This window comes from Arthrobacter ipis, assembly GCF_014694315.1.
In the GTDB taxonomy this organism is placed as follows: Bacteria; Actinomycetota; Actinomycetes; order Actinomycetales; family Micrococcaceae; genus Arthrobacter; species Arthrobacter ipis.
The window spans coordinates 267,999-293,853 of the sequence record NZ_JAAOXD010000001.1; the positions used below are offsets into that span (position 1 = coordinate 267,999).

At 66.7% G+C, this 25,855-nt stretch carries 19 protein-coding genes, 2 tRNA genes and 1 pseudogene; 19 read left to right on the top strand and 3 right to left on the bottom strand.

Annotated features, from left to right (window positions below; genetic code table 11):
- The first annotated feature begins 117 nt into the window (after positions 1 to 117).
- From G9E11_RS01170 to G9E11_RS01230, 13 genes are all read left to right on the top strand, one after another.
- Entirely contained in the window at positions 118 to 2,913 is a 2,796-nt protein-coding gene (locus G9E11_RS01170) for an ABC transporter permease (RefSeq protein ID WP_190602225.1), read from the top strand.
- Positions 2,910 to 3,665, top strand: coding sequence for an ABC transporter ATP-binding protein (locus tag G9E11_RS01175; protein ID WP_111905958.1), 756 nt, complete (start codon positions 2,910 to 2,912; stop codon positions 3,663 to 3,665). Before G9E11_RS01170 ends, G9E11_RS01175 begins: the two co-directional genes overlap by 4 nt.
- Before the next feature lie 34 nt (positions 3,666 to 3,699).
- The gene (metG, locus tag G9E11_RS01180) at positions 3,700 to 5,259 is read left to right on the top strand and encodes a methionine--tRNA ligase (protein WP_190602227.1); all 1,560 of its coding nucleotides are present in this window, start codon (positions 3,700 to 3,702) and stop codon (positions 5,257 to 5,259) included.
- A gap of 169 nt (positions 5,260 to 5,428) precedes the next feature.
- Complete coding sequence (locus G9E11_RS01185; protein WP_190602229.1) at positions 5,429 to 6,481, top strand: 3-isopropylmalate dehydrogenase; 1,053 nt, start codon at positions 5,429 to 5,431, stop codon at positions 6,479 to 6,481.
- Between the two features lie 100 nt (positions 6,482 to 6,581).
- Positions 6,582 to 7,694 carry a branched-chain amino acid aminotransferase gene (locus G9E11_RS01190; protein ID WP_190602231.1) on the top strand — a complete coding sequence of 371 codons (1,113 nt, stop codon included), beginning with the start codon at positions 6,582 to 6,584 and terminating at the stop codon, positions 7,692 to 7,694.
- Positions 7,695 to 7,842: 148 nt separating this feature from the next.
- On the top strand, positions 7,843 to 8,649 hold the full coding sequence (locus tag G9E11_RS01195; RefSeq protein ID WP_190602233.1) for an MBL fold metallo-hydrolase: 807 nt from the start codon (positions 7,843 to 7,845) through the stop codon (positions 8,647 to 8,649).
- Between the two features lie 18 nt (positions 8,650 to 8,667).
- Positions 8,668 to 9,444, top strand: coding sequence for a fumarylacetoacetate hydrolase family protein (locus G9E11_RS01200; protein WP_190602235.1), 777 nt, complete (start codon positions 8,668 to 8,670; stop codon positions 9,442 to 9,444).
- A gap of 81 nt (positions 9,445 to 9,525) precedes the next feature.
- Positions 9,526 to 11,037, top strand: a complete 1,512-nt coding sequence (gltX, locus tag G9E11_RS01205; protein WP_190602237.1) for a glutamate--tRNA ligase — start codon at positions 9,526 to 9,528, stop codon at positions 11,035 to 11,037.
- Entirely contained in the window at positions 11,037 to 11,789 is a 753-nt protein-coding gene (locus tag G9E11_RS01210; RefSeq protein WP_190602239.1) for an HAD family hydrolase, read from the top strand. Before gltX ends, G9E11_RS01210 begins: the two co-directional genes overlap by 1 nt.
- 162 nt (positions 11,790 to 11,951) lie before the next feature.
- Positions 11,952 to 12,023, top strand: a tRNA-Gln gene (locus G9E11_RS01215).
- Positions 12,024 to 12,152: 129 nt separating this feature from the next.
- Positions 12,153 to 12,225: transfer RNA gene (locus G9E11_RS01220), tRNA-Glu, on the top strand.
- A gap of 173 nt (positions 12,226 to 12,398) precedes the next feature.
- Complete coding sequence (locus tag G9E11_RS01225) at positions 12,399 to 14,153, top strand: dynamin family protein (RefSeq protein ID WP_190603557.1); 1,755 nt, start codon at positions 12,399 to 12,401, stop codon at positions 14,151 to 14,153.
- Complete coding sequence (locus G9E11_RS01230) at positions 14,150 to 15,763, top strand: GTPase (protein ID WP_190602241.1); 1,614 nt, start codon at positions 14,150 to 14,152, stop codon at positions 15,761 to 15,763. Before G9E11_RS01225 ends, G9E11_RS01230 begins: the two co-directional genes overlap by 4 nt.
- A gap of 6 nt (positions 15,764 to 15,769) precedes the next feature.
- Here the strand turns inward: G9E11_RS01230 and G9E11_RS01235 are convergent, their stop codons facing one another.
- The 3 genes and pseudogenes from G9E11_RS01235 to G9E11_RS01245 all read right to left on the bottom strand — a co-directional run bounded on the left by G9E11_RS01235 (position 15,770) and on the right by G9E11_RS01245 (position 18,962).
- Positions 15,770 to 16,321 (bottom strand): DUF1697 domain-containing protein, encoded by a 552-nt coding sequence (locus G9E11_RS01235; RefSeq protein ID WP_190602242.1) that lies wholly within the window; start codon positions 16,319 to 16,321, stop codon positions 15,770 to 15,772.
- A 109-nt stretch (positions 16,322 to 16,430) separates the two neighbouring features.
- A pseudogene (locus G9E11_RS01240) lies at positions 16,431 to 18,037 on the bottom strand (HNH endonuclease).
- 205 nt (positions 18,038 to 18,242) lie between these two features.
- Positions 18,243 to 18,962 carry an IclR family transcriptional regulator gene (locus tag G9E11_RS01245; RefSeq protein WP_043420062.1) on the bottom strand — a complete coding sequence of 240 codons (720 nt, stop codon included), beginning with the start codon at positions 18,960 to 18,962 and terminating at the stop codon, positions 18,243 to 18,245.
- Positions 18,963 to 19,073: 111 nt separating this feature from the next.
- Here G9E11_RS01245 and leuC point away from each other — a divergent pair, with 111 nt between their 5' ends.
- The 6 genes from leuC to G9E11_RS01275 all read left to right on the top strand — a co-directional run bounded on the left by leuC (position 19,074) and on the right by G9E11_RS01275 (position 25,720).
- A complete protein-coding gene (gene leuC, locus G9E11_RS01250) occupies positions 19,074 to 20,528 on the top strand; it encodes a 3-isopropylmalate dehydratase large subunit (protein ID WP_190602244.1) in 1,455 nt (484 codons plus the stop codon).
- 9 nt (positions 20,529 to 20,537) lie between these two features.
- Positions 20,538 to 21,140, top strand: a complete 603-nt coding sequence (gene leuD, locus G9E11_RS01255; RefSeq protein WP_190602246.1) for a 3-isopropylmalate dehydratase small subunit — start codon at positions 20,538 to 20,540, stop codon at positions 21,138 to 21,140.
- A gap of 273 nt (positions 21,141 to 21,413) precedes the next feature.
- Complete coding sequence (gene murA, locus G9E11_RS01260) at positions 21,414 to 22,739, top strand: UDP-N-acetylglucosamine 1-carboxyvinyltransferase (RefSeq protein WP_190602248.1); 1,326 nt, start codon at positions 21,414 to 21,416, stop codon at positions 22,737 to 22,739.
- Between the two features lie 10 nt (positions 22,740 to 22,749).
- Positions 22,750 to 23,496, top strand: a complete 747-nt coding sequence (locus tag G9E11_RS01265) for a lysophospholipid acyltransferase family protein (RefSeq protein WP_190602250.1) — start codon at positions 22,750 to 22,752, stop codon at positions 23,494 to 23,496.
- The gene (locus G9E11_RS01270; RefSeq protein ID WP_190602252.1) at positions 23,493 to 24,545 is read left to right on the top strand and encodes an NAD(P)H-dependent glycerol-3-phosphate dehydrogenase; all 1,053 of its coding nucleotides are present in this window, start codon (positions 23,493 to 23,495) and stop codon (positions 24,543 to 24,545) included. Before G9E11_RS01265 ends, G9E11_RS01270 begins: the two co-directional genes overlap by 4 nt.
- 17 nt (positions 24,546 to 24,562) lie before the next feature.
- The gene (locus tag G9E11_RS01275; RefSeq protein ID WP_190603559.1) at positions 24,563 to 25,720 is read left to right on the top strand and encodes a D-alanine--D-alanine ligase family protein; all 1,158 of its coding nucleotides are present in this window, start codon (positions 24,563 to 24,565) and stop codon (positions 25,718 to 25,720) included.
- The last annotated feature ends 135 nt before the right edge of the window (positions 25,721 to 25,855 follow it).

Here is a 25,855-nt window from a genome sequence, read left to right on the forward strand (position 1 = left end):
AATTTAAGGATCCAGCCGGCAGGCCGGCCAATACTTTTTGCACGCCCGCAAGGGACACCCCCACATTTTCTGCGGTCATCGTGGCGTGCGCACGCAATCCAGGTTTCAGGGAGTCCAATGAACGCCGTCCAGAGGTTCATCAGAAGCAAAGTGCTTTTGCTGACCGCTGCAATTCTGATCTTCGCCATGTGCCTGTCAGTCCTCGTCCAGACCCAGTCGCAGGCAGCGCTGAACCGGACCGTGGACCAGAACTCGCGCGGGCTCTACGACATCCTGGTCCAGGCCAAGGCGGGCTCGGACGGTTCGCTCATGCAGCCCGAGATTGCCACGGGGCAGGGCGGCATCAGCTTCGACCAGCTGCAGAAGATCCGCGATCTGTCCGGCACCTCCGTTGCCGCGCCCATCAGCCTCGTTTCGCGCGTGACGCAAAACCTCGAGACGCCGCGCCTGGAAGCCATGGACTACCTGGGCTTCAACGCCGGACTCGTCGGCACCGCGACGGCGGGGCAGCCCGGCGGCACCGATCCCGGCAAATGGCCGGCAGCCCAGTCCGTGCTCAGCGACACGCCCAAGAAGTACCGCCTGACGGCCAGCGCCACGAGCTCCGACGGATCTTCGCAGCACACCCTTTTCAAGTCCACTGCCGAGGGCGCTCTCGGCAAGGGCAAGCTCGTGGAGCAGCAGGTCGAGGGAGGCAACAGCATCCAGATCGCCGGTCCCGAAGGCGAGACCGGGATCAAGTTCCCGGCCCCGGCTGGCGGCTCCGAGCACAATCTGTTTAACCTCACGGTTGCCCTGCCCATGGCACCGGAGGTAACGGAGTCCGTGGTCGCCGTCGACCCCGTTTCCGAGCGTGCCCTGCTGGGCACCTCCGGTGACTTCCTGGCGCCGCTGGAGAAGGCACCGCCGGCCGACGCCCGCAGCGCCGAGGCGGTTGGCCAGCACCTGGAGAGCCTCTTCACCACCGGCATCGGCATGAAGGAACTCGAGGAAGGCCCTGACTTCCTTGGCGTGAAGCTCAAGTACTGGGCGCCCATCATGACCCAGTACCAGCAGGCCAAGCGCAACGGACAGCTCACCGAGGATTCCAAGGCCATCCCGCTGATCGTGCGTTCCGGCACGTCGGTTGACCTGAAGTACTCCGTGAAAATCGAGGAGATCGACGACTCCGGAAACGTAGTCAAGGAGGTCGGCACGGCTGAGCGCTCCCTGGACAAGGACTACCTGCCGTTCGTCTCCAAGTCTCCCTTCGCGCTGTCCTGGCCCGGGTCCACGGACTACTCCAAGCTGCTGGGCAACTCGGCGAACTTCAGCCGCGGCCTCTACAGCCCCGCCACCTGGAGCACCAACTTCGCCTCCGCCCCCAAGTACAGCGACGGCTCCACCGCAGGCAACGGTGCCGAGGACAAGACCGCCACTCCGGGCGAGTGGGTCACCGTGAACCGCCTGCCGGAGAAGAGCGCCAATGGCGAGGCCGTGGACCAGACCCAGCGCAATCCCGTTGACGAGCGCTCCTACCGGGAGAACCTGGAAACGGGCAAGAAGCTGGCTACCCCGCTCGCCATGGTCTACGGCACCTTCGATCCCGCCGCCGTCCAGGAAGCGGCCGGGGACGTCAACCGGCTTCCACTCGGCGGCTACGATCCCACGCCCATGACGCTGAGCAAGGATGCGCAGGGCAAGGACGTTGCGGACACGGCGCTCAAGCCTTCCCTGAGCGCCACCGGACTCGTCAGTCAGTCGGCCGGCGCCATCACCGACTACTACGGCCTGGCCGCTGCCCGCGGCTACGAGAAGAACGCATCCGTCATCGACGCCGTCCGCGTGCGGGCCAGCGCCGCCGGCAGCTGGAAGCAGGTCCAGCCTGAGGTGGACAAGCTGGCCACCGAGATCCGGGACATGGGTCTTGAAGCCACCGTTGTGGCCGGTTCTGCCCGCGAGGACGCCAACATCTTCGTTCCCGGCTACTCCAAGGACGACGCCGGCAAGGAGTCCGCCCTTGGAACTGTCCAGCAGTCGTGGGTCAGGCAGAACGCGGCCGACGCCGTTGCCGGCTCGCTGACGGCGACGAACCTGACGCTGCTGTTCCTCACGCTCTGCGGTGCCGCGCTGCTGACCGGCGCCTCGACCGTCAGCTACGTGCGGCTGCGCCGCAGCGAAGCCGGCACGCTGCGCGCCATGGGCTGGACCCAGCGCCGCATCCGGTCCTGGGTGCTGGAGGAGTTTGCCGTCGGCGCCGGGCTGCTGGCCGTGGCCGGAATAGTGCTCAGCCTCCTTAGCTGGAACATCGCCACCGCCATCGTCTCGGCGTCCGTGCTGGCCCTGTACCTGGGCGCGGCCTTTTTCGCCGCCCAGCAGCTGCGCCACCGCGAGGTGGTCGACCAGGAGCCGCAGCACGACGAAAAGCTCATTGCCGTCGATTCACCGCTGACCTTCGCGAACCGGCAGCTGGGCACCCACCGCTTCAACGCCATCTCGCTGGCCGTTGCCGTTGGCGTGTTCGGCTCGGCAGTTGGCGGCCTGATCGCCCTGCTGATTGACATTCCGCGGGCCGCCGGCGCCAGTGCGCTCAGCGGCCTGGCGGCCGCCAGCGTGGCCCTGCCGAGCATCATCCTCGGCGTGTCCGGCGTGGCGGTTGGGCTCTTGCTCACACTGGTCACCGGGCGGTTCGAGCTGAAGGCCAAGCGGCGGTACCTCGGCACGCTGCAGGCGATGGGCTGGAACCCCGACATGCTGGGCCAGGTCCGCTTCTTCGAAAACGCCCTGGTGGGCGCGGTTGCCGTCCCGCTGGGTATCCTCGGCGCCCTGGGCATCGGCCTTGTTCTTGCCCCCTACGCCGCGCTGTGGGCCGCCGTGGCCGGGCTCGTGGCTGTTCTCTGCTGGATTCCGATTGCAACGAAAGTGGTCAAATGACTAACGACCTGAACCTTCGCCGCGTGCGCGGGAACAATGAGGCTGTAACCCCGGTCCAGACCCGGGCCAACACCATCGTGAAGGAAGCCGACCACGCCACCCCGCTGGAGCTGAGCAACATCACCATCCGCTACGGCGGGGGCAAGAACGGCTCCGACGCCGTCAGCGTCGTGGAGGGCTTCGACCTCACCCTGAACGCTGGGGAGATGCACTGCGTGGCGGGCCGCAGCGGCTCGGGCAAGACCAGCATCCTGACCGTCGGAGCGGGCCTGACCCTGCCGACGTCGGGCCGGGTGCTGTGGGAGGGCGATTCGCTCGAAACCATGAGCGACGACGAGATCGCAGACCGCCGCCGTGCCCTGATCGGCTATGTTGACCAGGGCGGTGCCCTGATCGACGGCATGAGCGCGCTTGAGAACGTGCTCCTGCCGGCGGTTCCGGACGGCGAGGTGGAGCAGCGGCGTGAGATGGCCAAGGACCTGCTGGACCTCGTGGGCCTCGGCCGCCGCATGCGGCACCGTCCCGAGCAGCTCTCCGGCGGTGAACGCCAGCGCGTCGCCATCGCCCGCGCCCTGATCCTTGGCACCCGCGTCCTGGTGGTGGACGAGCCCACGGCCAGCCTGGACCGGGCCTCCGCCAACCGGATCATCAGTATCCTCAAGGACACAACCTCTGACGGCATTGCAGTCCTCGTGGCGTCACATGACCACGAACTGGTCCGGCTCAGCGATACGCTGACCGAACTGATCTAGCTCCATCCCTCCGCATAAAGGTAACGTTCCGCCCGTGACTTCCTCAGACAAGAGCCCCTTCTACATCACTACGGCCATCACCTACCCGAACGGCGTGCCTCACATCGGCCACGCCTACGAGTACATCGCCACGGATGCGATGGCCCGGTTCAAGCGGCTCGACGGCTATGACGTGAAGTTCCTGACCGGCACTGACGAGCACGGGCTGAAGATCGCGCAGGCAGCGGAGAAGGAAGGCGTCTCGCCCAAGGAACTGGTGGACCGGAACGCGGAAATCTACAAGGCCGCGCACGCCGCCCTCGGTATCAGCTACGACCGGTTCATCCGCACCACGGACGCGGACCACTACACCGCCTCGCAGGCCATCTGGAAGAAGATGGAAGCCAACGGGGACATCTACCTGTCCAAGTACGAGGGCTGGTACTCCGTGCGGGACGAGGCCTACTACGGTGAAGACGACACCGTGGTGAAGGAGGACGGCGCCCGGTACACCAAGGAGACCGACACTCCGGTGACCTGGACCGCCGAGGAAAGCTACTTCTTCCGGCTGTCCGCCTACCAGGACAAGCTGCTGGCCCTGTACGAGGCACAGCCGGAGTTCGGCGCGCCGCAGTCCCGGTTCAACGAGGTCATCAGCTTCGTCAAGCGCGGCCTCGAAGACCTGTCTATCAGCCGCACCACCTTCGACTGGGGCGTGCCCGTCCCCGGCGACGAAAAGCACGTCATGTACGTGTGGGTGGACGCGCTGACCAACTACCTCACCGGCGCAGGTTACCCGGACGTGGAATCCGAGTCGTTCAAGCGGTACTGGCCCGCCGATGTCCACATCATCGGCAAGGACATCTCCCGGTTCCACGCCATCTACTGGCCGGCCTTCCTCATGAGCGCGGGCCTCGAGCTGCCCAAGCGGGTGATGATCCACGGGTTCCTGCACAACAACGGCGTCAAGATGTCCAAGTCCCTCGGCAACGTCGTTGCCCCGGCGGACTTCGTGGCCCAGTACGGCCTGGACCAGGTCCGCTTCTTCTTCCTGCGCGAGGTTCCGTTCGGCGCGGACGGCAGCTACAACCACGAGGCCATCGTCGGCCGGATGAACTCGGACCTGGCGAACAACTTCGGAAACCTGGCGCAGCGCTCACTGTCCATGGTGGCCAAGAACTGCGAGGGCCGGGTACCCGTGCCGGGCGCGTTCAGCGACGCAGACACCGCCATCCTGGGTCAGGCGAACGCGCTGCTGGAGCAGGCACGTGCGGCCTTCGAAAAGCAGGAGTTCAGCCGCGCGCTCGAGGCGATCTGGACTGTACTGGGGGACACCAACGCGTACTTCGCCGAGCAGGCACCCTGGGTGCTGCGGAAGACCGACGTCGAACGCATGCAGACGGTGCTGTACGTGACCCTCGAGGTGTTGCGCATCGTCTCGGTCCTCGCCCAGCCGGTCATGCCCACTGCCACCGCCGCCCTGCTCGGCTACCTCGGCCAGCCGGAAGGGGCGGCCCGGGAATTCTCGGCCCTCGCGACGCCGATCGTCGCGGGCACCGACCTGCCCGCCCCCGCGCCGGTTTTCCCGAAGTACGAGGAACCCGCGGACGCGTAGGACGCCTCCTCACGTCCTGCAGGTTTTACCCCAACGCTTCCTCACTTTCCTAAAGAAAGTGAGGAAGCGTTTGTGTTTGGGCGGCGAAAGCTGAGGGCGGGTCTCGTCCCGGTGACCGAATGGTGAGACGGCTTGACCAGAATGTGGATGGTTTGGCTACCCTGAAAAGATGAGCGCATCTACCATCAACCTCGCTGTCATCCCGGGCGACGGCATTGGCCCGGAGGTCATCGCCGAAGCCCTGAAGGTTCTCGAAAAGGTCGTCGCCGCCGAAGGCGTCACCCTTGACCAGACCCACTACAAGCTCGGTGCCCAGCACTGGCTGGAGAGCGGCGAGACCCTTCCGGAGGCTGTCCTCGAGGACCTGAAGTCGCGCGACGCCATCCTCTTCGGTGCCATCGGTGCAGCGCCGGGGGACACCCGCATCCCGTCCGGGCTGATCGAACGCGAACTGCTCCTCAAGCTGCGCTTCAGCCTTGACCACTACGTCAACCTGCGCCCCTCACGGCTCTACGGCACGGTGGGCAGCCCGCTGGCTGAACCGGGCAACATCGATTTCATTGTTGTCCGTGAAGGGACCGAGGGTCCCTACGTGGGCAACGGCGGCACCCTGCGCGCCGGCACGCCGCACGAGGTGGCCACCGAGGTTTCCCTGAACACTGCACACGGCGTGGAGCGCGTCGTCCGGGATGCCTTCCGGCGTGCCAACGAGCGTCCGCGCAAGAAGCTGACCCTGGTCCACAAGCACAACGTGCTGGTCTTTGCCGGCCACCTGTGGAAGCGCACCGTCGAGGCCGTGGCCAAGGAATTCCCCGAGGTCACCCACGACTACCTGCACATCGATGCCGCGACCATCTTCATGGTCACCGATCCCGCCCGCTTCGACGTCATCGTCACCGACAACCTCTTCGGCGACATCATTACCGACCTTGCTGCCGCCATCACCGGCGGAATCGGACTGGCGGCCTCGGGCAACATCAACATGGACCGCACGGCGCCGTCCATGTTCGAACCGGTCCACGGTTCCGCACCCGACATTGCCGGCCAGCAGAAGGCGGACCCCACCGCGGCAATCCTGTCCGCAGCCCTCCTCCTGGACCACCTGGGCTACCCCGATGCTGCCCGGAAGATCGAGTCCGCGGTGGTGGCCGACGTCGAAAGCCGCAACGGCGAAGTGCGCAGCACAAGCGCCATCGGTGACGCCATTGCGGCGGCAGTTTAGCGTCCGCCAGCAGGCGTAAGCTTGACCTGAATTACCAATCGCTGCCGTGGTCCGATGCTGAACCACGTTCAGATGCCAGGCAGCCGACCGTGGAGGAACCATGACTCAGACTGCCCATGGCGTCGAATTCACCCAGCAGCCCTCGGCCACCCCGAAGTCTGCTGAGGAGCGTGCAGCCATCCTGGCGAACCCAGGCTTTGGCGACCACTTCACCGACCACACTGCGATTGTTGACTACACGGTCGACGCCAGCGGCCAAGGCGGATGGCATGATGCGCGGATCGAGGCCTACGGGCCGATCATGCTGGACCCGTCGGCCGCTGTGCTGCACTACGGGCAGGAGATCTTCGAGGGACTGAAGGCCTACCGTCACCCTGACGGCTCCATCTGGAGCTTCCGGCCTGAGGCCAACGCCGCGCGGATGAACAAGTCCGCCCGCCGGCTGGCGCTTCCGGAGCTTCCGGCCGAATACTTCCTCGGCGCCATCCGCGAACTTGTGGCGGCGGACAAGGAATGGGTTCCTTCCGGTGACGGCGAGGCCCTGTACCTGCGCCCGTTCATGATCGCCACCGAGGCATTCCTGGGCGTGCGGGCAGCGCGTGAGGTGTCTTTCCGCGTCATTGCCTCGCCTGCCGGAAACTACTTCGGCGGCGAGCTCAAGCCCATTTCGATCTGGATTTCCCGCGAGTACGCCCGGGCAGGCCGGGGCGGCACAGGCGCTGCAAAGTGCGGCGGCAACTACGCCGCCTCGCTCATCGCGCAGCAGGAAGCCGAGGCGAACGGCTGCAAGCAGGTGCTGTTCCTGGACCAGTTTAACGACAACGCGGTTGAGGAACTGGGCGGAATGAACGTCTTCTTCGTTCTGAAGGACGGCTCGCTGGTGACGCCCGCGCTGAGCGGCACCATCCTCGAGGGCGTGACCCGCTCCTCGATCATGCAGGTCGCCAAGGACATGGGCCGTGCGGTGACCGAGCGGAAGATCACCCTGGATGAGTGGCGCGACGGCGTTGCCTCCGGCGACATCGCCGAGGTCTTCGCCTGTGGCACCGCCGCGGTCATCACGCCCATCGGCGTTCTCAAGGACGCCACGGAGTACATCGGCTCCGAGGACGCAAAGGCAGGCGAGACCACCATGGCCATCCGGAAGCAGCTGCTCGGCATCCAGACCGGCGCCGTCGCGGACACCCACGGGTGGCTGACCCGGCTCGCCTGAGCCTTCGGCCAGATAATTTCAAAGCGTACGACGGCGGGTGGCCGGCTGGGGTGTTTCGGCAGCCCACCGGCCGCCCGCCGTCGTACTGCTGCTGCTGTTGTGCTGCTGCTGTTGTGCTCCCGGTGGTCGCTGTTGCCGGGATGGCAGAATGAAACACGTGAACCAGGACATCACCAGCGCCTTTACCGGCAGCAGCCCGCTGACGCGTTTCCGCCTCGCGCCCAATCCGGGGCCGATGAGCCTGGAGGGGACCAACTCCTACATCGTCGGCGAGCCGGGCCACGCGGCTGCGGTTGTGGTTGATCCGGGCCCGCTTGATGAGGCGCACCTTCAGGCGCTGGCTGCGGCCGGACCCGTTGAGCTCATTCTGGTCACGCACCGGCATGCGGACCACACCGCCGGTTCGGCCCGTCTCGCGGAAATCACCGGCGCGCCCGTCCGGGCCGCCGCTTCCGAACATTGCCATGGGGGAGCCGTGCTGCAGTCCGGGGAAACGATCGCTGCCGGCGGGACGGAAATCCGGGTGGTTTCCACTCCGGGGCACACGTCCGACTCCGTCTGCTTCCATCTGCCCCTCGACGGACCTGCCGGCTCCGTGCTGACCGGCGACACCATCCTGGGCCGGGGGACCACCGTGCTGGACCATCCGGACGGTACGCTGGCGGACTACCTCGCTTCCCTCGACCGGCTGGAGCGGCTGGGGCCGGCAACCGTCCTGCCTGCCCACGGTCCCGTCCTGCCCGCACTCGACGAGGTGGTCCGCGCCTACCGGGACCACCGGCTTGACCGGCTGGCCCAGATCCGGACGGCCCTCGCTAGCCTCGGCCCGGACGCCGCTGTAGGTGAGGTCACCAGCGTGGTCTATGCCGACGTCGACCCCTCCGTCCGGCGCGCCGCCGAGAATTCCGTGGCGGCACAGTTGGAATACCTGCGCCTCCTGAGGGAGAGGGACTGAGACTGTAGGCTTGGGGCCATGCGTATTGCCCGGTTTGTAGTCGATTCTGATCCCCTTTACGGCGTTGTTGAAGGCCAGCCCGGCAGTGAGGAAATCACTGTCATCAACGGCGATCCGTTCTTCAACGGCGTGGAACGCACCTCCGTGCGGCACAAGCTGGAGGATGTCCGCCTGCTGGCGCCCATCATTCCGCGCAGCAAGGTGATCGGCGTGGGGCGGAACTTTGTGGAGCACGCCCACGAGCTCGGCAATGAGGTGCCCCAGCAGCCGCTGCTGTTCCTAAAGCCCAACACATCCGTGGTGGGCCCGAACGATCCTGTTGTTTTGCCGGAGTTCTCCGAGGAGGTCTCCTTCGAGGCGGAGCTGTGCGTTGTCATCGGCCGCATCTGCAAGGACGTGCCGGAAGAACGTGCCGACGATGTGATCTTCGGCTATACCTGTGGCAACGACCTCACCGCCCGCGACGTCCAAAAAACGGACCTGCAGTGGGCGCGGGCCAAGGGCTTCGATACTTCCGCACCCCTTGGGCCGTGGATTGAAACCGAACTTGATCCCGAAGACCTGTCCATCAAGGGCCGGCTCAACGGCGAACTCCGCCAGGACGGCAGCACCAGCCAGATGATCCGCGGCGTCCGCGAGCTGGTGTCCATCGTCTCCAGCGCGTTCACCCTGCTGCCCGGGGATGTCATCATGACCGGCACCCCGGCCGGCGTGGGCCTCGTCCAGGCGGGCGACCGGTACGAAGTGGAGATCGAGGGCATCGGCCGTCTGTCGAACCCCGTGGTCCGCCGGTAGCTGCGCACGCGGCGGCGCTGCCCGCGGGCAGCGCCGCCGGGGACGGGACAGCGGTGCCCGGTTGGTAAAGTTGGTATCACTATGACTACCCCCTCCGCCGCTCCTGTTGCCATTCCTGCCGTCACCGCCGAAACGCCCGTCCGCGTCCGCTTCTGCCCGTCACCCACGGGCACCCCGCACGTCGGGCTGATCCGCACGGCGCTGTTCAACTGGGCCTACGCCCGCCACACCGGCGGCAAGATGATCTTCCGCATCGAGGACACGGACTCGGCGCGCGACAGTGAGGAAAGCTACCACCAGCTGCTGGATGCGCTGAAGTGGCTCGGCATCGACTGGGATGAGGGTGTTGAGGTGGGCGGGCCCCACACACCGTACCGCCAGTCGCAGCGGAGCGGGCTGTACCAGGACGTCATCGCCAAGCTCAGGGCGGGCGGCCATATCTACGAGTCCTACTCGACGCCGGACGAGATCGAAGCGCGCCACCGCGCCGCCGGTCAGGACCCGAAGCTGGGCTACGACGGCTTTGACCGTGACCTCAGCGACGATCAGGTCGCGGCGTTCAAGGCCGAGGGCCGGGAAGCCGTGCTGCGCCTGCGGATGCCGGACGAGGACATCACGTTCACCGACCTGGTCCGTGGCGAGATCACGTTCAAGGCCGGCTCTGTCCCGGACTTCGCCGTGGTGCGTGCCAACGGTGCACCGCTTTACACGCTGGTCAACCCGGTGGACGACGCCCTCATGGGGATCACGCACGTTCTCCGTGGCGAGGACCTGCTCAGCTCCACGCCGCGGCAGATCGCATTGTACCGGGCGCTGTATGCCGTGGGCGTTGCAGAATATATGCCGGAGTTCGGTCACCTGCCCTACGTCATGGGCCAGGGCAACAAGAAGCTTTCCAAGCGCGACCCGGAATCAAGCCTCTTCCTGCACCGGGAGCGCGGCTTCATCCCCGAGGGGCTGCTGAACTACCTTTCCCTGCTCGGTTGGTCCCTGAGCGCCGACGAGGATATCTTCACGGTGGAACAGCTGGTGAAGAACTTCGACATCCACGATGTCTTGGCTAACCCGGCCCGGTTCGACCTCAAGAAGGCCGAAGCGATCAACGGAACACACGTCCGGCTGCTTGACCCTGCAGTCTTCCGCGAGCGGCTGGTCCCGTACCTCCGCCACGCCGGCCTGGTGGGGGAAATCCTCACCGATCGCCAGGAGGAAATCCTGACGGAGTCCGCGCCGCTGGTTCAGGAGCGGATCACCCTCCTCGGTGAAGCCCCGGAGATGCTGGCGTTCCTGTTCAAATCTGACGACGCAATCGACGTCGCCGCCGACGCCCGCAAGGGCCTGCCGGAGAACGTCACCGAGGTTCTCGATGCGGCGCTGGCCGCGCTCGAGCCGATCGGCGACTGGAATGCTGAAAACATCCAGTCCGCGCTGAAGCAGGCGCTGGTGGAGGACCTGGGCATCAAGCCCCGGCTCGCGTTCGGTCCCGTACGCGCCGCGATCTCCGGCCGCCGGATCTCGCCACCGCTGTTCGAGTCCATGGTCATCCTGGGCAAGGATTTGTCCCTGGCGCGCCTGCGCGCTTTCCGCGGCTGATGTCACAGCCCGCAGTGGAAACCACCGTCCTGTCCCGCAGCCTCGGGGCGGTCAGCGGTGTCCTGTTCGACATTGACGACACCCTCGTGGACCTTGCCTACGCCATGACCACGGCGCTGCGGGATGCCAGCGAGCACCTCCTTCCCGGCCTGGACCAGGCCGGGTGGGAGAAGGTGGGGCGGATCTTCACACACGAGACGACCCACTACTACGACCGTTACCTCGCCGGTGAGCTGACCTTCAACGAGCAGCGGCTGCTCCGGGGCCGCGCGGCCCTGGGCCACTTCGGCGTGGAAATGGGCGAGGGGGAGGAGTCGCACAACTGGCTCAGCACCTACTCGCGGCTGCAGCCCAGCTACGTGCGGGCCTATGAGGACGTGTTGCCGTTCCTCGACGCCCTGGACCAGGCTGGCATCCCGTACGGGGCCGTGAGCAACAACGTGCACGACTACCAGCGGGTGAAGCTGGACAGCGCCGGCCTGGAACGGATCCGGTTCCTCGTGGGCACCGACACTGTCGGCGTCCCCAAGCCGGACCCTGCCATCTACCTCGAGGGCGTCCGGCTGATCGGCAGCACGCCCGCCACCACGCTTTACATCGGGGACAACCGGCTCCTGGACGCGGAGGGCTCGACGGCGGCAGGACTGTTGGGGATCTGGCTGAACCGCAGCGGGGAGCAGGCTCCGGGTTTCCAGGGGCAGGAGATTGCTTCGCTGCTGGAACTGCTGGCTCTGCCGGCCGGGTCCAGCTAGTCGGCCATGTCCGTTGCCTGCGCCCGTTGCTACGTACTCAAAGTGTGGCGCAGGTAACGGCCGGCCGATTTGTGCGGGGCAAAACTCTCGGGTAGAGTAATTACTCGTGCTGAGGGGCACGGAGCGAAAGATAAAGACTTTCGACCGGCCCGAAAGTGCCTATGGGATATGGTGTAATTGGCAACACTACGGTTTCTGGTACCGTCATTCTAGGTTCGAGTCCTGGTATCCCAGCTCTGAATCTCTTCGGATTTTCCGCAGAATTTCAGGTGTTGCGAATCGAAATCATCGATTTGGAACAAAGCCAAATGTGTGAAACACTATCTTGGCTTGATCGGCGGAGACGCTGATCGCAAAGTACATGGCCCCATCGTATAGCGGCCTAGTACGCCGCCCTCTCACGGCGGTAACGCGGGTTCGAATCCCGCTGGGGTCACAGGTAACCGGCTTCGGGCAATAGCCCGGGGCCGGTTTTGTTTTGCCAGAAAATTCCCTGGGGCCGCTGGGTCTTTGGCGGGCGCACATGCGCGTGTCCGACCGAAACCCGGCCTGAACTGGCATGATGAGGCTGTGACCTCCGACCGGATCCCGCCAACCCAGGACCAGGACATGGAAGTGCAGCCTGCCGGCGTGCGCCTCCTGGAGGACGTCCGCCGCGATTTGGCAGCTGTCTCGTTGCCGCTCGCCCTGCCGACGGCCGAACAGGCGCGGCTGGAGATCCGGAACTCCGTGGCCCAGCTCGATGACTACGTCCTGCCCCGCTACCGCAGCCTTGATGCTCCGCTGCTGGCCGTCGTCGGCGGTTCAACAGGAGCAGGAAAATCGACTCTCGTGAACGCGCTGGTGGGCCATCCGGTCACGCGTGCCGGCGCCATCCGGCCCACCACCCGCCAGCCCATCCTCCTGCACCATCCCTCGGAAGCAGGCTGGTTCGAGGACCAGCGGGTACTGCCCGGCCTCAGCCGGATCCGCGGAACCGTCGTCCCGGCGGCCACGCCTGGCGCCATTTCTGGAGTCGCCGGCCCGGCCGGACCGTCGACGGACACCGCGCCCGTCACCTCATTGGTCCTCGTGGGCGAGCCTGCCGTGCCCGAGGGCATCGCACTGCTTGATGCTCCGGACGTGGACTCCATCTCCGACGAGAACCGCAGGCTCGCGGGGCAGCTGCTGGCGGCAGCGGACCTGTGGATTTTTGTGACCACCGCCAACCGCTACGCGGACGCCGTTCCCTGGAAGCTGCTGCTGAACGCGGCGTCGAGGGACATTATGGTGGTGGTGGTCCTCGACCGCGTGCCGCCGGCGGCGGAAGCCGAAGTGAGCGAGGACCTGCGCAGCATGCTGGCCAGGGAAGGCCTTGGTGCCGCCCGCCTGTTTGTCATCCCGGAAGTCGCCCTCGGCAGCTCCGGCATGCTTCCGGCGGAAACAGTGCAACCCCTGAAAGCCTGGCTTCGCGGCCTTGCCGACGACGCCGCAGCCCGCGCTGACATCGCACGGCGGACGCTGCACGGAGCCGTACGGGAGCTTGGCCAGCGCGTGGGCCGCATCGCCGACGCCGCCAAGGAGCAGGGCCGCGCGGCCACCCTTCTGGGCGACGACGTACGGGCCGCGTACCAGGACGCTGGCACCCGGATCATCGACGCCACCAAGGACGGGGCCCTCCTGCGCGGCGAGGTCCTGGCCCGATGGCAGGATTTTGTGGGAACTGGTGAGTTCTTCCGCAGCCTGGAGCAGAACGTGGGGCGGTTCCGCGACCGGCTTGGGGCGTTCTTCCGCGGCGAGCCCGCGCCCGCAGTGGAGGTGGAAACGGCCATTGAGACGGGGCTCCATGCCGTCATAGTGGATGAAGCTGCCAAGGCGGCGGAGGACGCAGACCAGCGCTGGCGCTCGGATCCGGCAGGCCGGCAGCTCCTGGGCACTGATGACCTCTCGGGTACGAGCCCCGGCTTTGCGGACCTCGTGGCGGCGGAAATACGCGACTGGCAGGCCGGCCTCATGGAACTCATCAGGACCGAAGGGCAGGACAAGCGGACCCAGGCACGCTGGCTCTCATTCGGTATCAACGGCCTCGGTGCGGCCCTGATGATCGTGGTGTTCTCCATGACTGCCGGGCTGACCGGCCTTGAGATCGGCGTCGCCGGAGGTACCGCCGTCGTGGGCCAGAAACTGCTTGAAGCCGTATTCGGCGAGGACGCCGTACGACGGCTTGCGCGTACCGCCCGTGACGATTTGAGCAGCAGGTGCCGAGGCCTGCTGGCGGCAGAGCAGGAGCGCTTTTTGGACCGGCTGGCCCCGGAAGCCGGGCAGGCCGCCGTCGGGCTCGCCGAACATGCGCGGGCGCTCACACGGCTGGCGGACGCCACGTGAACCGACGGGGGAGGGCGAAGGAAGAGACGCGGCTGCAGGGCCGGCTCGAGGCTTTGGGCAGGGCCCGGGAACTGGCCGAAGGCGTGCTTCCCGACGCCGCCCTCGCGGACGTCCTCGGGGTGCTGGAACGTGCCAAGTCGCGGCGTGCGCTCTCCGCCGACCATACGGTGGTGGGATTCTTCGGGGCGACCGGAAGCGGAAAATCCACCTTGTTCAACGCCGTGAACGGCGCTGAAATCGCGACCGCGGCGGCGCGACGGCCCACCACGTCCGAACCTTTGGCAAGTGTGTGGGGCGCCGACGGCAGTGAGCCGCTGCTTGACTGGCTGGATGTCCGTGCCCGCCACCATGCAGATGCCGTGGACGGGTTCGCCGACGAGGACGCCGGGCTGATCCTGTTGGACTTGCCCGACTTCGACTCGACGCGCACCGCGAACCGGGAGATCGTGCAGCGGCTGGTGGGGATGGTGGACGTCCTGGTCTGGGTGCTGGACCCGCAAAAGTACGCCGACGCCGCCGTCCACAACGGCTTCCTGGCGCCGCTGGCGTCACATGGCGCCGTCACGTTGGTGGTGCTCAACCAGGTAGACAGGCTTCCTGCAGCGGATGTCGCGCCCGTGCTCGAGTCGCTGCGGGGACTCCTGGCGCGCGACGGGCTGGGCAAGGTCCAGGTCCTGGCGGCTTCCGCGCTGACAGGAGCGGGTGTAGACGGCGTCAGAGCCGCCATCCGCCGCGTGGTCTCGCAGCGGGAAGCGCTGTCACTGCGGCTTTCCGCGGACGTGACCAAGGCGGCGGCGCAGTTGGAGGAAGCGGCGGGCCGCGGGGACGCCGCCGGCGTGAGGGGCGGGACCGTGGCCCGGCTTGGTGATGAACTGGCGACGGCGGCCAACGTACCCCTGGTGGCCGCTGCAGTGTCCGCTTCCTACCGGATCGAGTCCACCCGGCGCACGGGCTGGCCGGTGACGCGGTGGCTTGTGCGTTTCAGGCCTGATCCGCTCCGCCGGCTCAATCTGCGCCGCAACGCCAGCGCCGAGGTGAACCGGACGTCCCTGCCGCCCGCCGGGGCTCCGGAGCGTGCGCGGACTGATGCTGCGGTCCGCCAGTTTGCCGATGCCGCCAGTGACGGTGCCCCGGGCCCCTGGCGGGCATCCATCCGCGCCGCGTCCCGGGCGGGGCGGGACCGGCTGCCTGATGCCCTTGACCAGGCCATCGCCGGGGCTGACCTCGCTGCGGGACGGAGGTCCTGGTGGTGGGGTGCATTCAACGTGATCCAGTGGCTCGCGCTGCTCGCGGCCGTGGCGGGGCTGGGCTGGCTGGGTGTACTGGCCGGGTTCGGCTACCTGCAGCTGCCCGCTCCGGAGGTGCCCCGGGTGGAAGGCTGGCCGGTCCCCACCCTGCTGATTGCCGGCGGAGCTGCGCTGGGGATCCTGCTCGCCGTCACCGCCAAATTCATCGCCGCAGGCGTCGCGCGGCGCCGCGGCGCGAGGGCCAGGAAGCGGCTCAACGCCGCCGTGGCAGAGGTAGCTGGCCGGCTTGTGGTGGAACCGGTGGAGGCGGAGGTCCGTCGGCTGGAGGCATTTAACGATGCGCTCAGGGCTGCCGCCGGCTAGTTCTACTCAGCCGGCTGCCGTCTCGAGGGCTGCCGCGGCGTCCCGGACCTTGATCATGGTGCGCAGGTTTCGGGTGGTGGTGGAGGACTTGTACCTCGGCTTGGCGGACAGTTTGCTGAACGGGCTTTCGAGCGTGCCGCCGGCAGGCGCCAGCCAGGCCATGGCCTCGGGTCCCAGCCGGTCCTGCTCCCCGCCGTCCAAAGCTTCCCCCGCGGCGAACAGCTCGTCCAGCGCGGCCGTGTCCGAGGCCAGCGTGAGATAGGTGTGCGTGCTTTTGTCGTCGGCAGGATAGCGGCATGCCCCAACGAGCTCCGACACGCGGTCCGAGGTCAGCACCACCACCCAGGCGTCGTAGCCGAAGGCCTTCCGCAGGGTTGCCTCGAATTCCCTCTTGACGGCGGCAGGATCGAGTTCGCTGGCCAGCACCACATTGCCGCTGGCCAGCAGGGTCTTTACGCCTGTGAACGGTCCCGCTTTCAGGGCTTCCTTGAGGTCCGCCATCTTGATGTTGATGCCGCCCACGTTAATGCCGCGGAGGAACACTGCGTAGCTGGTCATGCGCCCACACTACTGCCCGATTGGTGCTACGGCCCGTCTGTCCCGGCCCGGCTCACTAGGGTGCCGGGCCGCCCTGTTCGGAGTGGTTTATTTCGTATGAACGGGTTCCTTACAGCTTGGCTTCACCCAGACCCCATCCGGACAGTCTGGTGCCGGGTAGCGGTGGTGCCATTGAGCGGTAGGTGTGGCCGGTTGGGGTGGTGATTTCGATGGTGTGCCGTGGCCCTGGTCTGGGCTTTGCCTTCCAGCCGGGCAGTTCCTTGGTGTGGTTGCACGCTTCGCAGATGCCGGCGCCGTTGGCCAGGGATGTTGGGCCGGCGTTGTGCCAGGGGATGATGTGGTCGTGGTGGCGGATCGGGGCGTCGCAGTAGGGGGTGCGGCAGGTGTCGTCGCGGATTTGGATGAAGCGGCGCAGCGGTGCCGGGAGCAGGCGCCGTCTCGAGTCCATCGCGACGAGGTCGCCGGTGCTCGGGGCGGTGTAGAGCCGCCGGACCCAGGTTTTGAGTTCTTTCAGACTCTTGGCTGAATCGGGCGCAGCGGGCTGGACACGAACCTGGTCTTCCTGCCCTTGCGTGAGCAGGTTGCGGGCGAAGTCTGCGCGGATGATGCCGTAGCCGGGGATGCGGGCGGGTTCGCTGTCGCCCTGCAACAGGGTGCGGTCGGTCATGACGAGGTGGAGCTCGATGCCGGTGATGCCGCCGGGTGTGCCGGTGATCGACTCGACCAGGGTGTCTGCCTTGATCTGGTCGCGGGAGCGCGGGACTCCGGCGGCGTGGAGAGTGTCGGCGTTCCGGGTCAGTGCCGCGAGAACTGCGACGCCCTCGTGGACGGGCAGCAGCGCTGACAGGTAGGTCATGCATTCCGGTGCCGGGCGCAGGCTTACCCTCCGTTCCGATGTGGCGTGGCTGGCGCGCTGGGCGACGGAGCGCGGGTCCCTGCGGATCGCTGCGGCGTGGACAGCTGCGATGACGGCCCGTGTCCCGACGCCGTTGAAGGTTCCGCTGTCGGCCGCGAGCTCCTCGTCAACGGCAGCCCGGTCTTCGACACTCAAACAGGCGGTCTCTTTCACCATGTGCATGACGCGTTCTTCGTTCAGCTGCCGGTGTCCAGGGCGGCCTGGGCGTGGGGCATCTGCACCAAGGCTTTTGCCGTGCCGAGCAACCGTTGTCCGCGGTTTGGGGACTCGCCGCGGGCCAGCGCGATCTGTTCAGCCGCGCCCAGGCCACTGTCTTTGCCGCGGTCCTTGCCCAGGTCTCCCGCGGCCAGTGGCGGCCGGTCGGCGGATTCCTGGCGGAGCCGCGCCTCGAAAGTCACGGACAGCCGCGCCTGTTGCCCGGCGGCCCAGCACTTGACGTTCTCGTAGGCGCGGACCTGGTCAATCAGCCCGGCATTGTCGGCCGCGAGGTCAGCTGCCGGGACAAACCAGCCGGAGGTTATTGGAGGGGCGCCGGCAGCGACGGGCCAAGTGGTTGGGGCACCCGAGGGAACCCCGTCGTCAAACAAGAGGTCTTCGTCGAAAGGACGGTCGACAAACAGGGCGCCAGGAAACGGGTCCTCGGGAAAGAATGCCGGATACACGGCGCCGAGGTCGTCGTCATACGGAAGGCCGTCGTCCGCGAACGCGTCGAAGTGGAAACCGGCGCCGGGAACCGCGGCATCCTCCAGAACGACGCGCGGCGCCGCTGCTGTCAGTGCCGAGTTCCCGATGCCTTCCATGAACACAGTCTGCCAAGGGGCTACGACATTTAAGGGCTGATCAGGCACCAGATGCGGGTTGGATCAAAAAGTTTTTTTGAATCATCTGAGAACGAAAAACCAGGTAGCAGATCAGGGCGTTCCCAGCCCCGAGAACGCCCTGTGCTGCTACTCAGTTGGGTGCACTATGAAAATCCGGCTGGCCGGCGTGTTCAGCTAAGTGATATCAGTCGTTGTTCTTGCGGAGCGCTTCCGTCAGGACGCGGGCGGCGTTGCAGACAACCTCCGCGTGCAGCCGGCCCGGCTGCCGGGTGAGGCGCTCGATCGGGCCGGAGATGGAGACGGCAGCGATGACCCTGCCGGACGGTCCGCGCACGGGTGCCGAGACTGAGGCGACGCCGGGTTCACGCTCGCCGAGGCTCTGGCCCCAGCCCCGCCGTCGTACTCCCGCCAGAACGGTGGGCGTGAAACGCGCGGACTGCAGGCCCTCCAGCAGGCGGTCATGGTCCTCCCAGGCGAGCAGGACCTGGGCAGCCGAACCGGCCTTCATGGAGAGTTGGGTTCCCACGGGAATCGTGTCTCGCAGCCCGATCGGCCGTTCCGCGGAGGCAACGCAGACCCGCCAGTCGCCCTGGCGGCGGAAAATCTGGGCGCTTTCGCCGGTGGCGTCGCGAAGCTGCATGAGAACCGGCCCCGCAGAGGCGATCAGCCTGTCCTCGCCGGCGGCGGAGGCAAGCTCAACGAGGCGGCTGCCGAGGACAAAGCGGCCCTGGATGTCCCGGCTAACGAGGCGGTGGTGGACCAGTGCCAGCGCGAGCCTGTGCACGGTGGGCCGCGCCAGTCCCGTGGCAGCGACTAGCTGCGCAAGAGTGGTGGGCCCAGCCTCAAGCGCGTCGAGCACCTGCGCTGCTTTATCAATGACACCGACTCCACTAGAATTGTCCATGTATTGATATTGCCGTCTCATTATCTGAGATGCAAATCATTTGACTGGCTTATTACAGGGGTCTGCTGTTTCAGTGGATCTAACAGCAAACAGCATCGAAGGGAGATGGCCATGGCCAAAACATTGGCCGAGAAAGTCTGGGACGCGCACGTGGTGCGCAAAGGCGACGGCGAAGGCGCCAACGCCCAGCCGGACCTTCTGTACATCGACCTCCACCTCGTCCATGAGGTGACCTCCCCGCAGGCCTTCGAGGGTCTCCGCCTGGCCGGCCGCAAGCTGCGCCGCCCGGACCTCACCATCGCCACCGAGGACCACAACACCCCGACGCTGGACATCGACAAGCCGATCGCTGACCTTACCAGCCGGACCCAGATCCAGACCCTGCGCAACAACTGCGAGGAGTTCGGCGTCCGCCTGCATTCCCTCGGTGACGCCGAGCAGGGCATCGTGCACGTTGTGGGTCCCCAGCTTGGACTGACCCAGCCCGGAATGACCGTGGTGTGCGGCGACTCGCACACGTCCACTCACGGCGCGTTCGGTGCGCTGGCCATGGGCATCGGCACGTCAGAGGTGGAGCACGTCATGGCCACCCAGACGCTGTCCCTCAAGCCGTTCAAGACCATGGCCATCAACGTCGAGGGCGCGCTGCGCCCCGGCGTGACCGCCAAGGACATTATCCTTGCTGTCATCGCCAAGATCGGCACCGGTGGCGGCCAGGGCTACGTCCTGGAGTACCGCGGTTCGGCCATCCGCGCGCTGTCCATGGACGCCCGGATGACCATCTGCAACATGTCCATCGAAGCAGGCGCGCGCGCCGGGCTGGTGGCTCCGGATGAGACGACCTACGCCTACATGAACGGCCGCCCGCACGCGCCGCAGGGCGCCGAGTGGGACGCCGCCGTCGAGTACTGGAACACGCTGCGCACGGACGACGACGCCGTCTTCGACGTCGAGGTTGACCTGGACGCCAACACCCTCGAGCCGTTCGTCACCTGGGGCACCAACCCCGGCCAGGGCGTCTCCCTGTCGGCAAAGGTACCCTCCCCGGAGGACTTCGGCGACGAGAACGCCAAGGCCGCCGCGGAACGCGCCCTGCAGTACATGGGCCTGGCAGCCGGAACGGCCATGAAGGACATCCGCGTGGACACCGTCTTCCTCGGCTCCTGCACCAACTCCCGCATCGAGGACCTGCGGGCCGCGGCGGACATCGTCCGCGGCCGCGAGAAGGACCCGAAGGTCCGGATGCTGGTGGTCCCCGGCTCGGCCCGGGTACGCCTTGAGGCCGAGGCCGAGGGCCTGGACAAGGTCTTCAAGGATTTTGGTGCCGAATGGCGGTTCGCCGGCTGCTCCATGTGCCTGGGCATGAACCCGGACCAGCTGGAGCCGGGGGAGCGGTGCGCCTCCACCTCCAACCGCAACTTCGAAGGCCGGCAGGGCAAGGGCGGCCGCACGCACCTTGTTTCTCCCGTGGTTGCAGCCGCCACCGCCGTCCGCGGAACGCTGAGTTCGCCGTCGGACCTCGATCCGGCACCGGAATCCGCAGCCCTCACCACCGACGCCGCCTAGGAAGACGCCATGGAAAAGTTCACCACCCACACCGGTATCGGCGTCCCGCTGCGCCAAAGCAACGTCGACACGGACCAGATCATCCCCGCCGTGTACCTCAAGCGCATCACCCGCACGGGCTTTGAAGACGCGCTGTTCTCAGCGTGGCGCAAGGACCCTTCCTTCATCCTGAACCAGGAGCCGTTCAACGCCGGGTCCGTCCTGGTGGCGGGCCCCGACTTCGGCACCGGGTCCTCCCGTGAGCACGCCGTCTGGGCGCTTAAGGACTACGGCTTCCGCGCCGTCCTCTCCTCCCGCTTCGCCGACATCTTCCGCGGCAACTCGGGCAAGCAGGGACTCCTCGCCGCCCAGGTTGCCCAGGATGACATCGAGCTGATCTGGAAGACCCTCGAGAATGCGCCGGGAACCGAGGTGACCGTTGACCTCGCGTCCAAGACCGTCACCTGCGGCAACGTGGTTGCGCCGTTCGAGATCGACGACTACACGCGCTGGCGCCTGCTCGAGGGCCTCGATGACATCGGCCTGACCCTGCAGCACGAGGAGGACATTACGGCCTACGAAGCCACTCGGCCGTCTGGCGCCTGCTCGAGGGCCTCGATGACATCGGCCTGACCCTGCAGCACGAGGAGGACATTACGGCCTACGAAGCCACTCGGCCGTCCTTCAAGCCGCTCACACTTCCGGCCAGGACTTCCTGACCGATTATCAATTCGCATCGCCAAAGGCCCGCCGTGCATAGCCGCGGCGGGCCTTTCCGCTGCCCCCGGTCGGGCCGTCGGTCCCCCCGCGCCCGGGTTAGTATTTCGGTTCGGTAACGCGAACTCATATGCTTAGCTGGTGCCTTTGTAAGGATTTGGGGGCGAGTAGTCGTGAGGAAACCGGTAAATGAGTAGTGTTCTGACAATCCGCGGAGGCGTCCCGCTAACTGGCCGTGTCACCGTCCGCGGTGCCAAGAACCTTGTGCCCAAGGCCATGGTGGCCGCGCTGCTGGGCAACGAGCCTTCCCTACTGCGGAACGTTCCGGAAATCAAGGACGTCGAGGTGGTCACCAGCCTCCTCCAGCTCCACGGCGTGACCGTCGAGAAGGACCCCGTCACCGGTGACCTGACCCTTGATCCCAAGGCTGCCAAGACTGCCCCGAGCACGGCCATAGACGCCCACGCCGGCGACTCCCGGATCCCCATCCTGCTGTGCGGTCCCCTGATCCACGCGGTCGGCGAAGCCTTCATCCCGGACCTGGGCGGCTGCAAGATCGGCGACCGGCCCATCGACTACCACCTGAACGTGCTGCGGCAGTTTGGCGCCGTCGTCGAAAAGCGTCCGGGCGGCATTCACATTTCGGCGCCCAAGGGGCTGCGCGGGGCCAAGATTTCCCTGCCGTATCCCTCCGTCGGTGCCACGGAGCAGGTTCTCCTGAGTGCAACGCGCGCCGAAGGCATCACGGAGCTCTCCGGTGCCGCCACCGAGCCCGAAATTGTTGACCTCATCGCCGTTCTCCAGAAGATGGGCGCCATTATCAGCGTCCAGACGGACCGCACCATCAGGATCGAGGGTGTCCGCGAGTTGGGCGGCTACAACCACCGGGCGCTGTCTGACCGCAACGAATCGGCCTCCTGGGCGTCCGCGGCGCTGGTGACGCGCGGTGACATCTTCGTTGAAGGCGCCTCCCAGCGGGACATGATGACCTTCCTGAACACCTTCCGCAAGGTGGGCGGCGGCATGGACATCGGCGAGGACGGCATCCGCTTCTACCACCGTGGCGGCAAGCTCAGCCCCCTCGTCCTCGAAACGGACGTCCACCCCGGTTTCATGACCGACTGGCAGCAGCCCCTGGTCGTGGCCCTGACCCAGGCCGAAGGCGTGTCCATCGTGCACGAGACCGTCTACGAGAACCGCTTCGGTTTCACCGACGCCCTCATCCGCATGGGCGCCAGCATCCAGGTGCACCGGGAATGCCTGGGCAGCGTGCCGTGCCGCTTCGGACAGCGGAACTTCCTGCACTCCGCCGTCATCTCCGGCCCCACCCAGCTCAAGGGAACCGACATCGACGTGCCGGACCTCCGCGGCGGCTTCAGCCACCTGATCGCAGCCCTGGCCGCCACAGGAACGTCCCGGGTGACCGGAATGGACATCATCAACCGCGGCTACGAGCGGTTCACTGAGAAGCTGTCCGGGCTCGGCGCCGACTTCGACATCTCCTTGGCGAAGTAGCGGGGGCCCGATGAAAGAATCGGCCAAAAGCCACACAACGTTCGTGATTATCGCCGGCATTGTCCGGCCGGTGCTGAACCTGATCATGAACAAAAAATGGGAGGGCACGGACAAGCTTCCCGCGGGCGGCTTCATCGCCGTGCCCAACCACTGCACCGAGATCGACCCCCTCGTGATCGGGCACATGCTGTACAGCAACAAGCGAGCCCCGCACTTCCTGGCGAAGTCGGGCCTCTTCAAGGTCCCGGTGGTGGGTGCCGTACTGCATGCCACCAAGCAGATTCCGGTGGAACGTTCGACGGCGGGGGCCAACCGCTCGCTGCAGCTCGCCCAGGAGGTTGTGGCCGAGGGCGGAGCGATCATTATCTACCCCGAGGGTACGCTGACCCGCGACCCCGATCTGTGGCCGATGAAGGGCCACACCGGTGCTGCCCGGCTGGCCCTCGAGGCCGGCATCCCGGTGGTGCCGATGGCGCATTGGGGCGCGCACGAGCTCTTTCCCCGCTACGCCAAGCGGTTCCACCTGTTCCCGCGCAAGACATCTAGGATCCGGATCGGCGACCCCGTCGACCTCTCGCGCTTCGCGGGCCGCGCGCGGGACAAGGCCACCCTGGCCGAAGCCACGGACGTCATCATGGATGCCGTGACCGGACTCCTGGCCGAACTCCGCGGGGAGCAGCCGCCGGCCCGGCGCTGGGATCCTTCCACCCACAACCAGACGAAGCACGGCCGCGACGTCGAGCGGGGCGGGAAGTGACACCTGTGCACGCCCGGCCCGGCTCCGCGGTGTCCGTGGCAGTCCTGGGCGCCGGTTCGTGGGGCACCACGTTCGCTAAAATCCTGGCGGACGCCGCCACCGCCTCCGCCGTGGAGCGCAGCATCAGGCTCTGGGGGCGCCGGGAGGAAGTCGTAGCCGAGATCAACGGCAACCACCGCAACCCCCAGTACCTGGCAGACATTGACCTTCCGCCAAGCATCTCCGCTTTCACCGACGTGGCGGACGCGCTGTCCGGAGCTGACCTGGTTGTCCTTGCTGTTCCGGCGCAGTCCCTGCGCCTCCAACTGCGCAAGTGGAAGCCCCTGATCGGGCCCGACGCCCTCGTCGTGTCGCTGATGAAAGGCCTTGAGCTTGGCACCGACGCCCGGATGAGCGAGGTGATCGCCGAGGAACTGGACATCCCGGCCGACCGAATCGCCGTCGTCTCCGGCCCCAACCTGGCCATGGAGATCGCCCGGGAGGAGCCCACGGCCTCGGTCGTCGCCTGCCCTGACTCCGCCGTCGCCGGCTGGATCGCCAGAAGCTGCACGGCCCCCTACTTCCGCCCCTACACCACCTCAGACATCGTAGGTGTCGAGATCGGCGGCATCGTCAAGAACGTCATCGCGCTGGCCGTGGGCATCTGTGAGGGGAAGCAGATGGGGGACAACACCAAGGCCTCCGTGATTACCCGCGGCCTGGCAGAAACCTCCCGGCTGGCCCTGGCGCTCGGCGGGAAGGCCCACACCATGGCCGGCCTGGCCGGACTTGGGGACCTGGTGGCCACGTGTTCGTCACCGCTGTCCCGGAACCACACTGCCGGCCGCCTGCTGGGGCAGGGCCTGACGCTGGACGAGGTCGCGCAGAAAATGACCCAGACCGCCGAGGGCATCAAATCCGGCCAGGCAGTCCACGACCTTGCCGGCAAGCTCGGCGTCGAAATGCCCATCACGGCGGCCGTCGTCGCGGTCCTCGCCGGAAAATTGTCCGTTGACCAACTCGGGCCGCTGCTGCTGTCCCGGGAACTTAAAGCCGAAGGCGATTACTGACAGTGTCGGAAGAAAATTTGTCCGCAGCGGACAACACCAGCCAGAGCAAGCCCGCCCACGGCGGTAGCCAGCCCAAGCCGCGGGTGGCCGTCCTCTTTGGCGGCCGCTCCAGCGAGCACGCCGTCAGCTGCGTGACCGCTGCCGGCGTGCTGGGGGCCATCGACCGGAACAAATACGACGTCGTTCCCATCGGCATTGCGAAGTCCGGCCAGTGGGTCCTCGCGTCGGGGGACACGGCACAATGGTCCCTGTCCGCAACCTCGCTTCCGGAGGTCGCCCCGTCCGCCCAGACAGTAAGCATCACGGAGATCGGGGGAGAGCACCAGCTCATCGTGACGGCCCCCAACGAGGTGCCGCAGGTACTCGGATCCGTGGATGTGGTGTTCCCGCTGCTGCACGGGCCGTTCGGCGAGGACGGCACCATTCAGGGGCTTCTGGAGCTCTCCGACACCCGCTACGTCGGTGCCGGCGTGCTCGCCTCGGCGGTGGGCATGGACAAGCACTTCATGAAAGTGGTCTTCGAGGCCGCCGGCCTGAAGGTGGGCCCGTACATCGCCGTGACCGACCGGCAGTGGCGCAACGACCCCGAGTCTGTCCGCAAGCAGGTTGACCTGCTCGGCTTCCCGGTGTTCGTCAAGCCGGCCCGCGCCGGATCCTCGATGGGCATCTCCAAGGTGGACTCGCTTGACGGCCTGGACGCCGCGATAGACGCGGCCCGCGAGCATGATCCGAAACTGGTGATCGAGGCCGGCATTGTGGGCCGGGAAATCGAATGCGCCGTGCTCGAGGGCCGCGGTGGCGATGCGCCCCGCACGTCCCTGCCCGGCGAGATCTCCGTCGCCGGCGGCGGGCACGAGTTCTACGACTTCCAGGCCAAGTACGTGGATGACGCGGCCGCCCTGAGCTGCCCCGCGGACATGCCCGAGGAAGCGATTGCCCGCGTCCGCGAGCTCGCTGCCGCGGCGTTCGACTCTGTGGGGGCGGAGGGCCTGAGCCGGGTCGACTTCTTCTACACTCCGGACGGCGACCTCATCATCAACGAGATCAACACGATGCCCGGATTCACGCCGAAGAGCATGTACCCGCAGATGTGGGCGGCCACAGGACTGTCTTATCCGGACCTGATCGACGAGCTGATCCACCTGGCGCTGGCCCGCAAGACCGGCCTGCGCTAATCCCCACCGGCACCCTGACCTCGCTCCGCTTCGGCCAGGGACCGGCGTGGGCCCAGCGGCACCCTGACCTCGCTCCGCTTCGGCCAGGGAACCCTGCCGGCGTGGGCCCAGCGGCACCCTGACCTCGCTCCGCTT

Coding starts and splice junctions, on each gene's coding strand:
- G9E11_RS01170 (WP_190602225.1), top strand. CDS start 118: ATGAACGCCGTCCAGAGGTTCATCAGAAGCAAAGTGCTTTTGCTGACC.
- G9E11_RS01175 (WP_111905958.1), top strand. CDS start 2,910: ATGACTAACGACCTGAACCTTCGCCGCGTGCGCGGGAACAATGAGGCT.
- G9E11_RS01185 (WP_190602229.1), top strand. CDS start 5,429: ATGAGCGCATCTACCATCAACCTCGCTGTCATCCCGGGCGACGGCATT.
- G9E11_RS01190 (WP_190602231.1), top strand. CDS start 6,582: ATGACTCAGACTGCCCATGGCGTCGAATTCACCCAGCAGCCCTCGGCC.
- G9E11_RS01195 (WP_190602233.1), top strand. CDS start 7,843: ATGAAACACGTGAACCAGGACATCACCAGCGCCTTTACCGGCAGCAGC.
- G9E11_RS01200 (WP_190602235.1), top strand. CDS start 8,668: ATGCGTATTGCCCGGTTTGTAGTCGATTCTGATCCCCTTTACGGCGTT.
- gltX (WP_190602237.1), top strand. CDS start 9,526: ATGACTACCCCCTCCGCCGCTCCTGTTGCCATTCCTGCCGTCACCGCC.
- G9E11_RS01210 (WP_190602239.1), top strand. CDS start 11,037: ATGTCACAGCCCGCAGTGGAAACCACCGTCCTGTCCCGCAGCCTCGGG.
- G9E11_RS01225 (WP_190603557.1), top strand. CDS start 12,399: ATGGAAGTGCAGCCTGCCGGCGTGCGCCTCCTGGAGGACGTCCGCCGC.
- G9E11_RS01235 (WP_190602242.1), bottom strand. CDS start 16,321: ATGACCAGCTACGCAGTGTTCCTCCGCGGCATTAACGTGGGCGGCATC.
- G9E11_RS01245 (WP_043420062.1), bottom strand. CDS start 18,962: ATGGACAATTCTAGTGGAGTCGGTGTCATTGATAAAGCAGCGCAGGTG.
- leuC (WP_190602244.1), top strand. CDS start 19,074: ATGGCCAAAACATTGGCCGAGAAAGTCTGGGACGCGCACGTGGTGCGC.
- leuD (WP_190602246.1), top strand. CDS start 20,538: ATGGAAAAGTTCACCACCCACACCGGTATCGGCGTCCCGCTGCGCCAA.
- murA (WP_190602248.1), top strand. CDS start 21,414: ATGAGTAGTGTTCTGACAATCCGCGGAGGCGTCCCGCTAACTGGCCGT.
- G9E11_RS01265 (WP_190602250.1), top strand. CDS start 22,750: ATGAAAGAATCGGCCAAAAGCCACACAACGTTCGTGATTATCGCCGGC.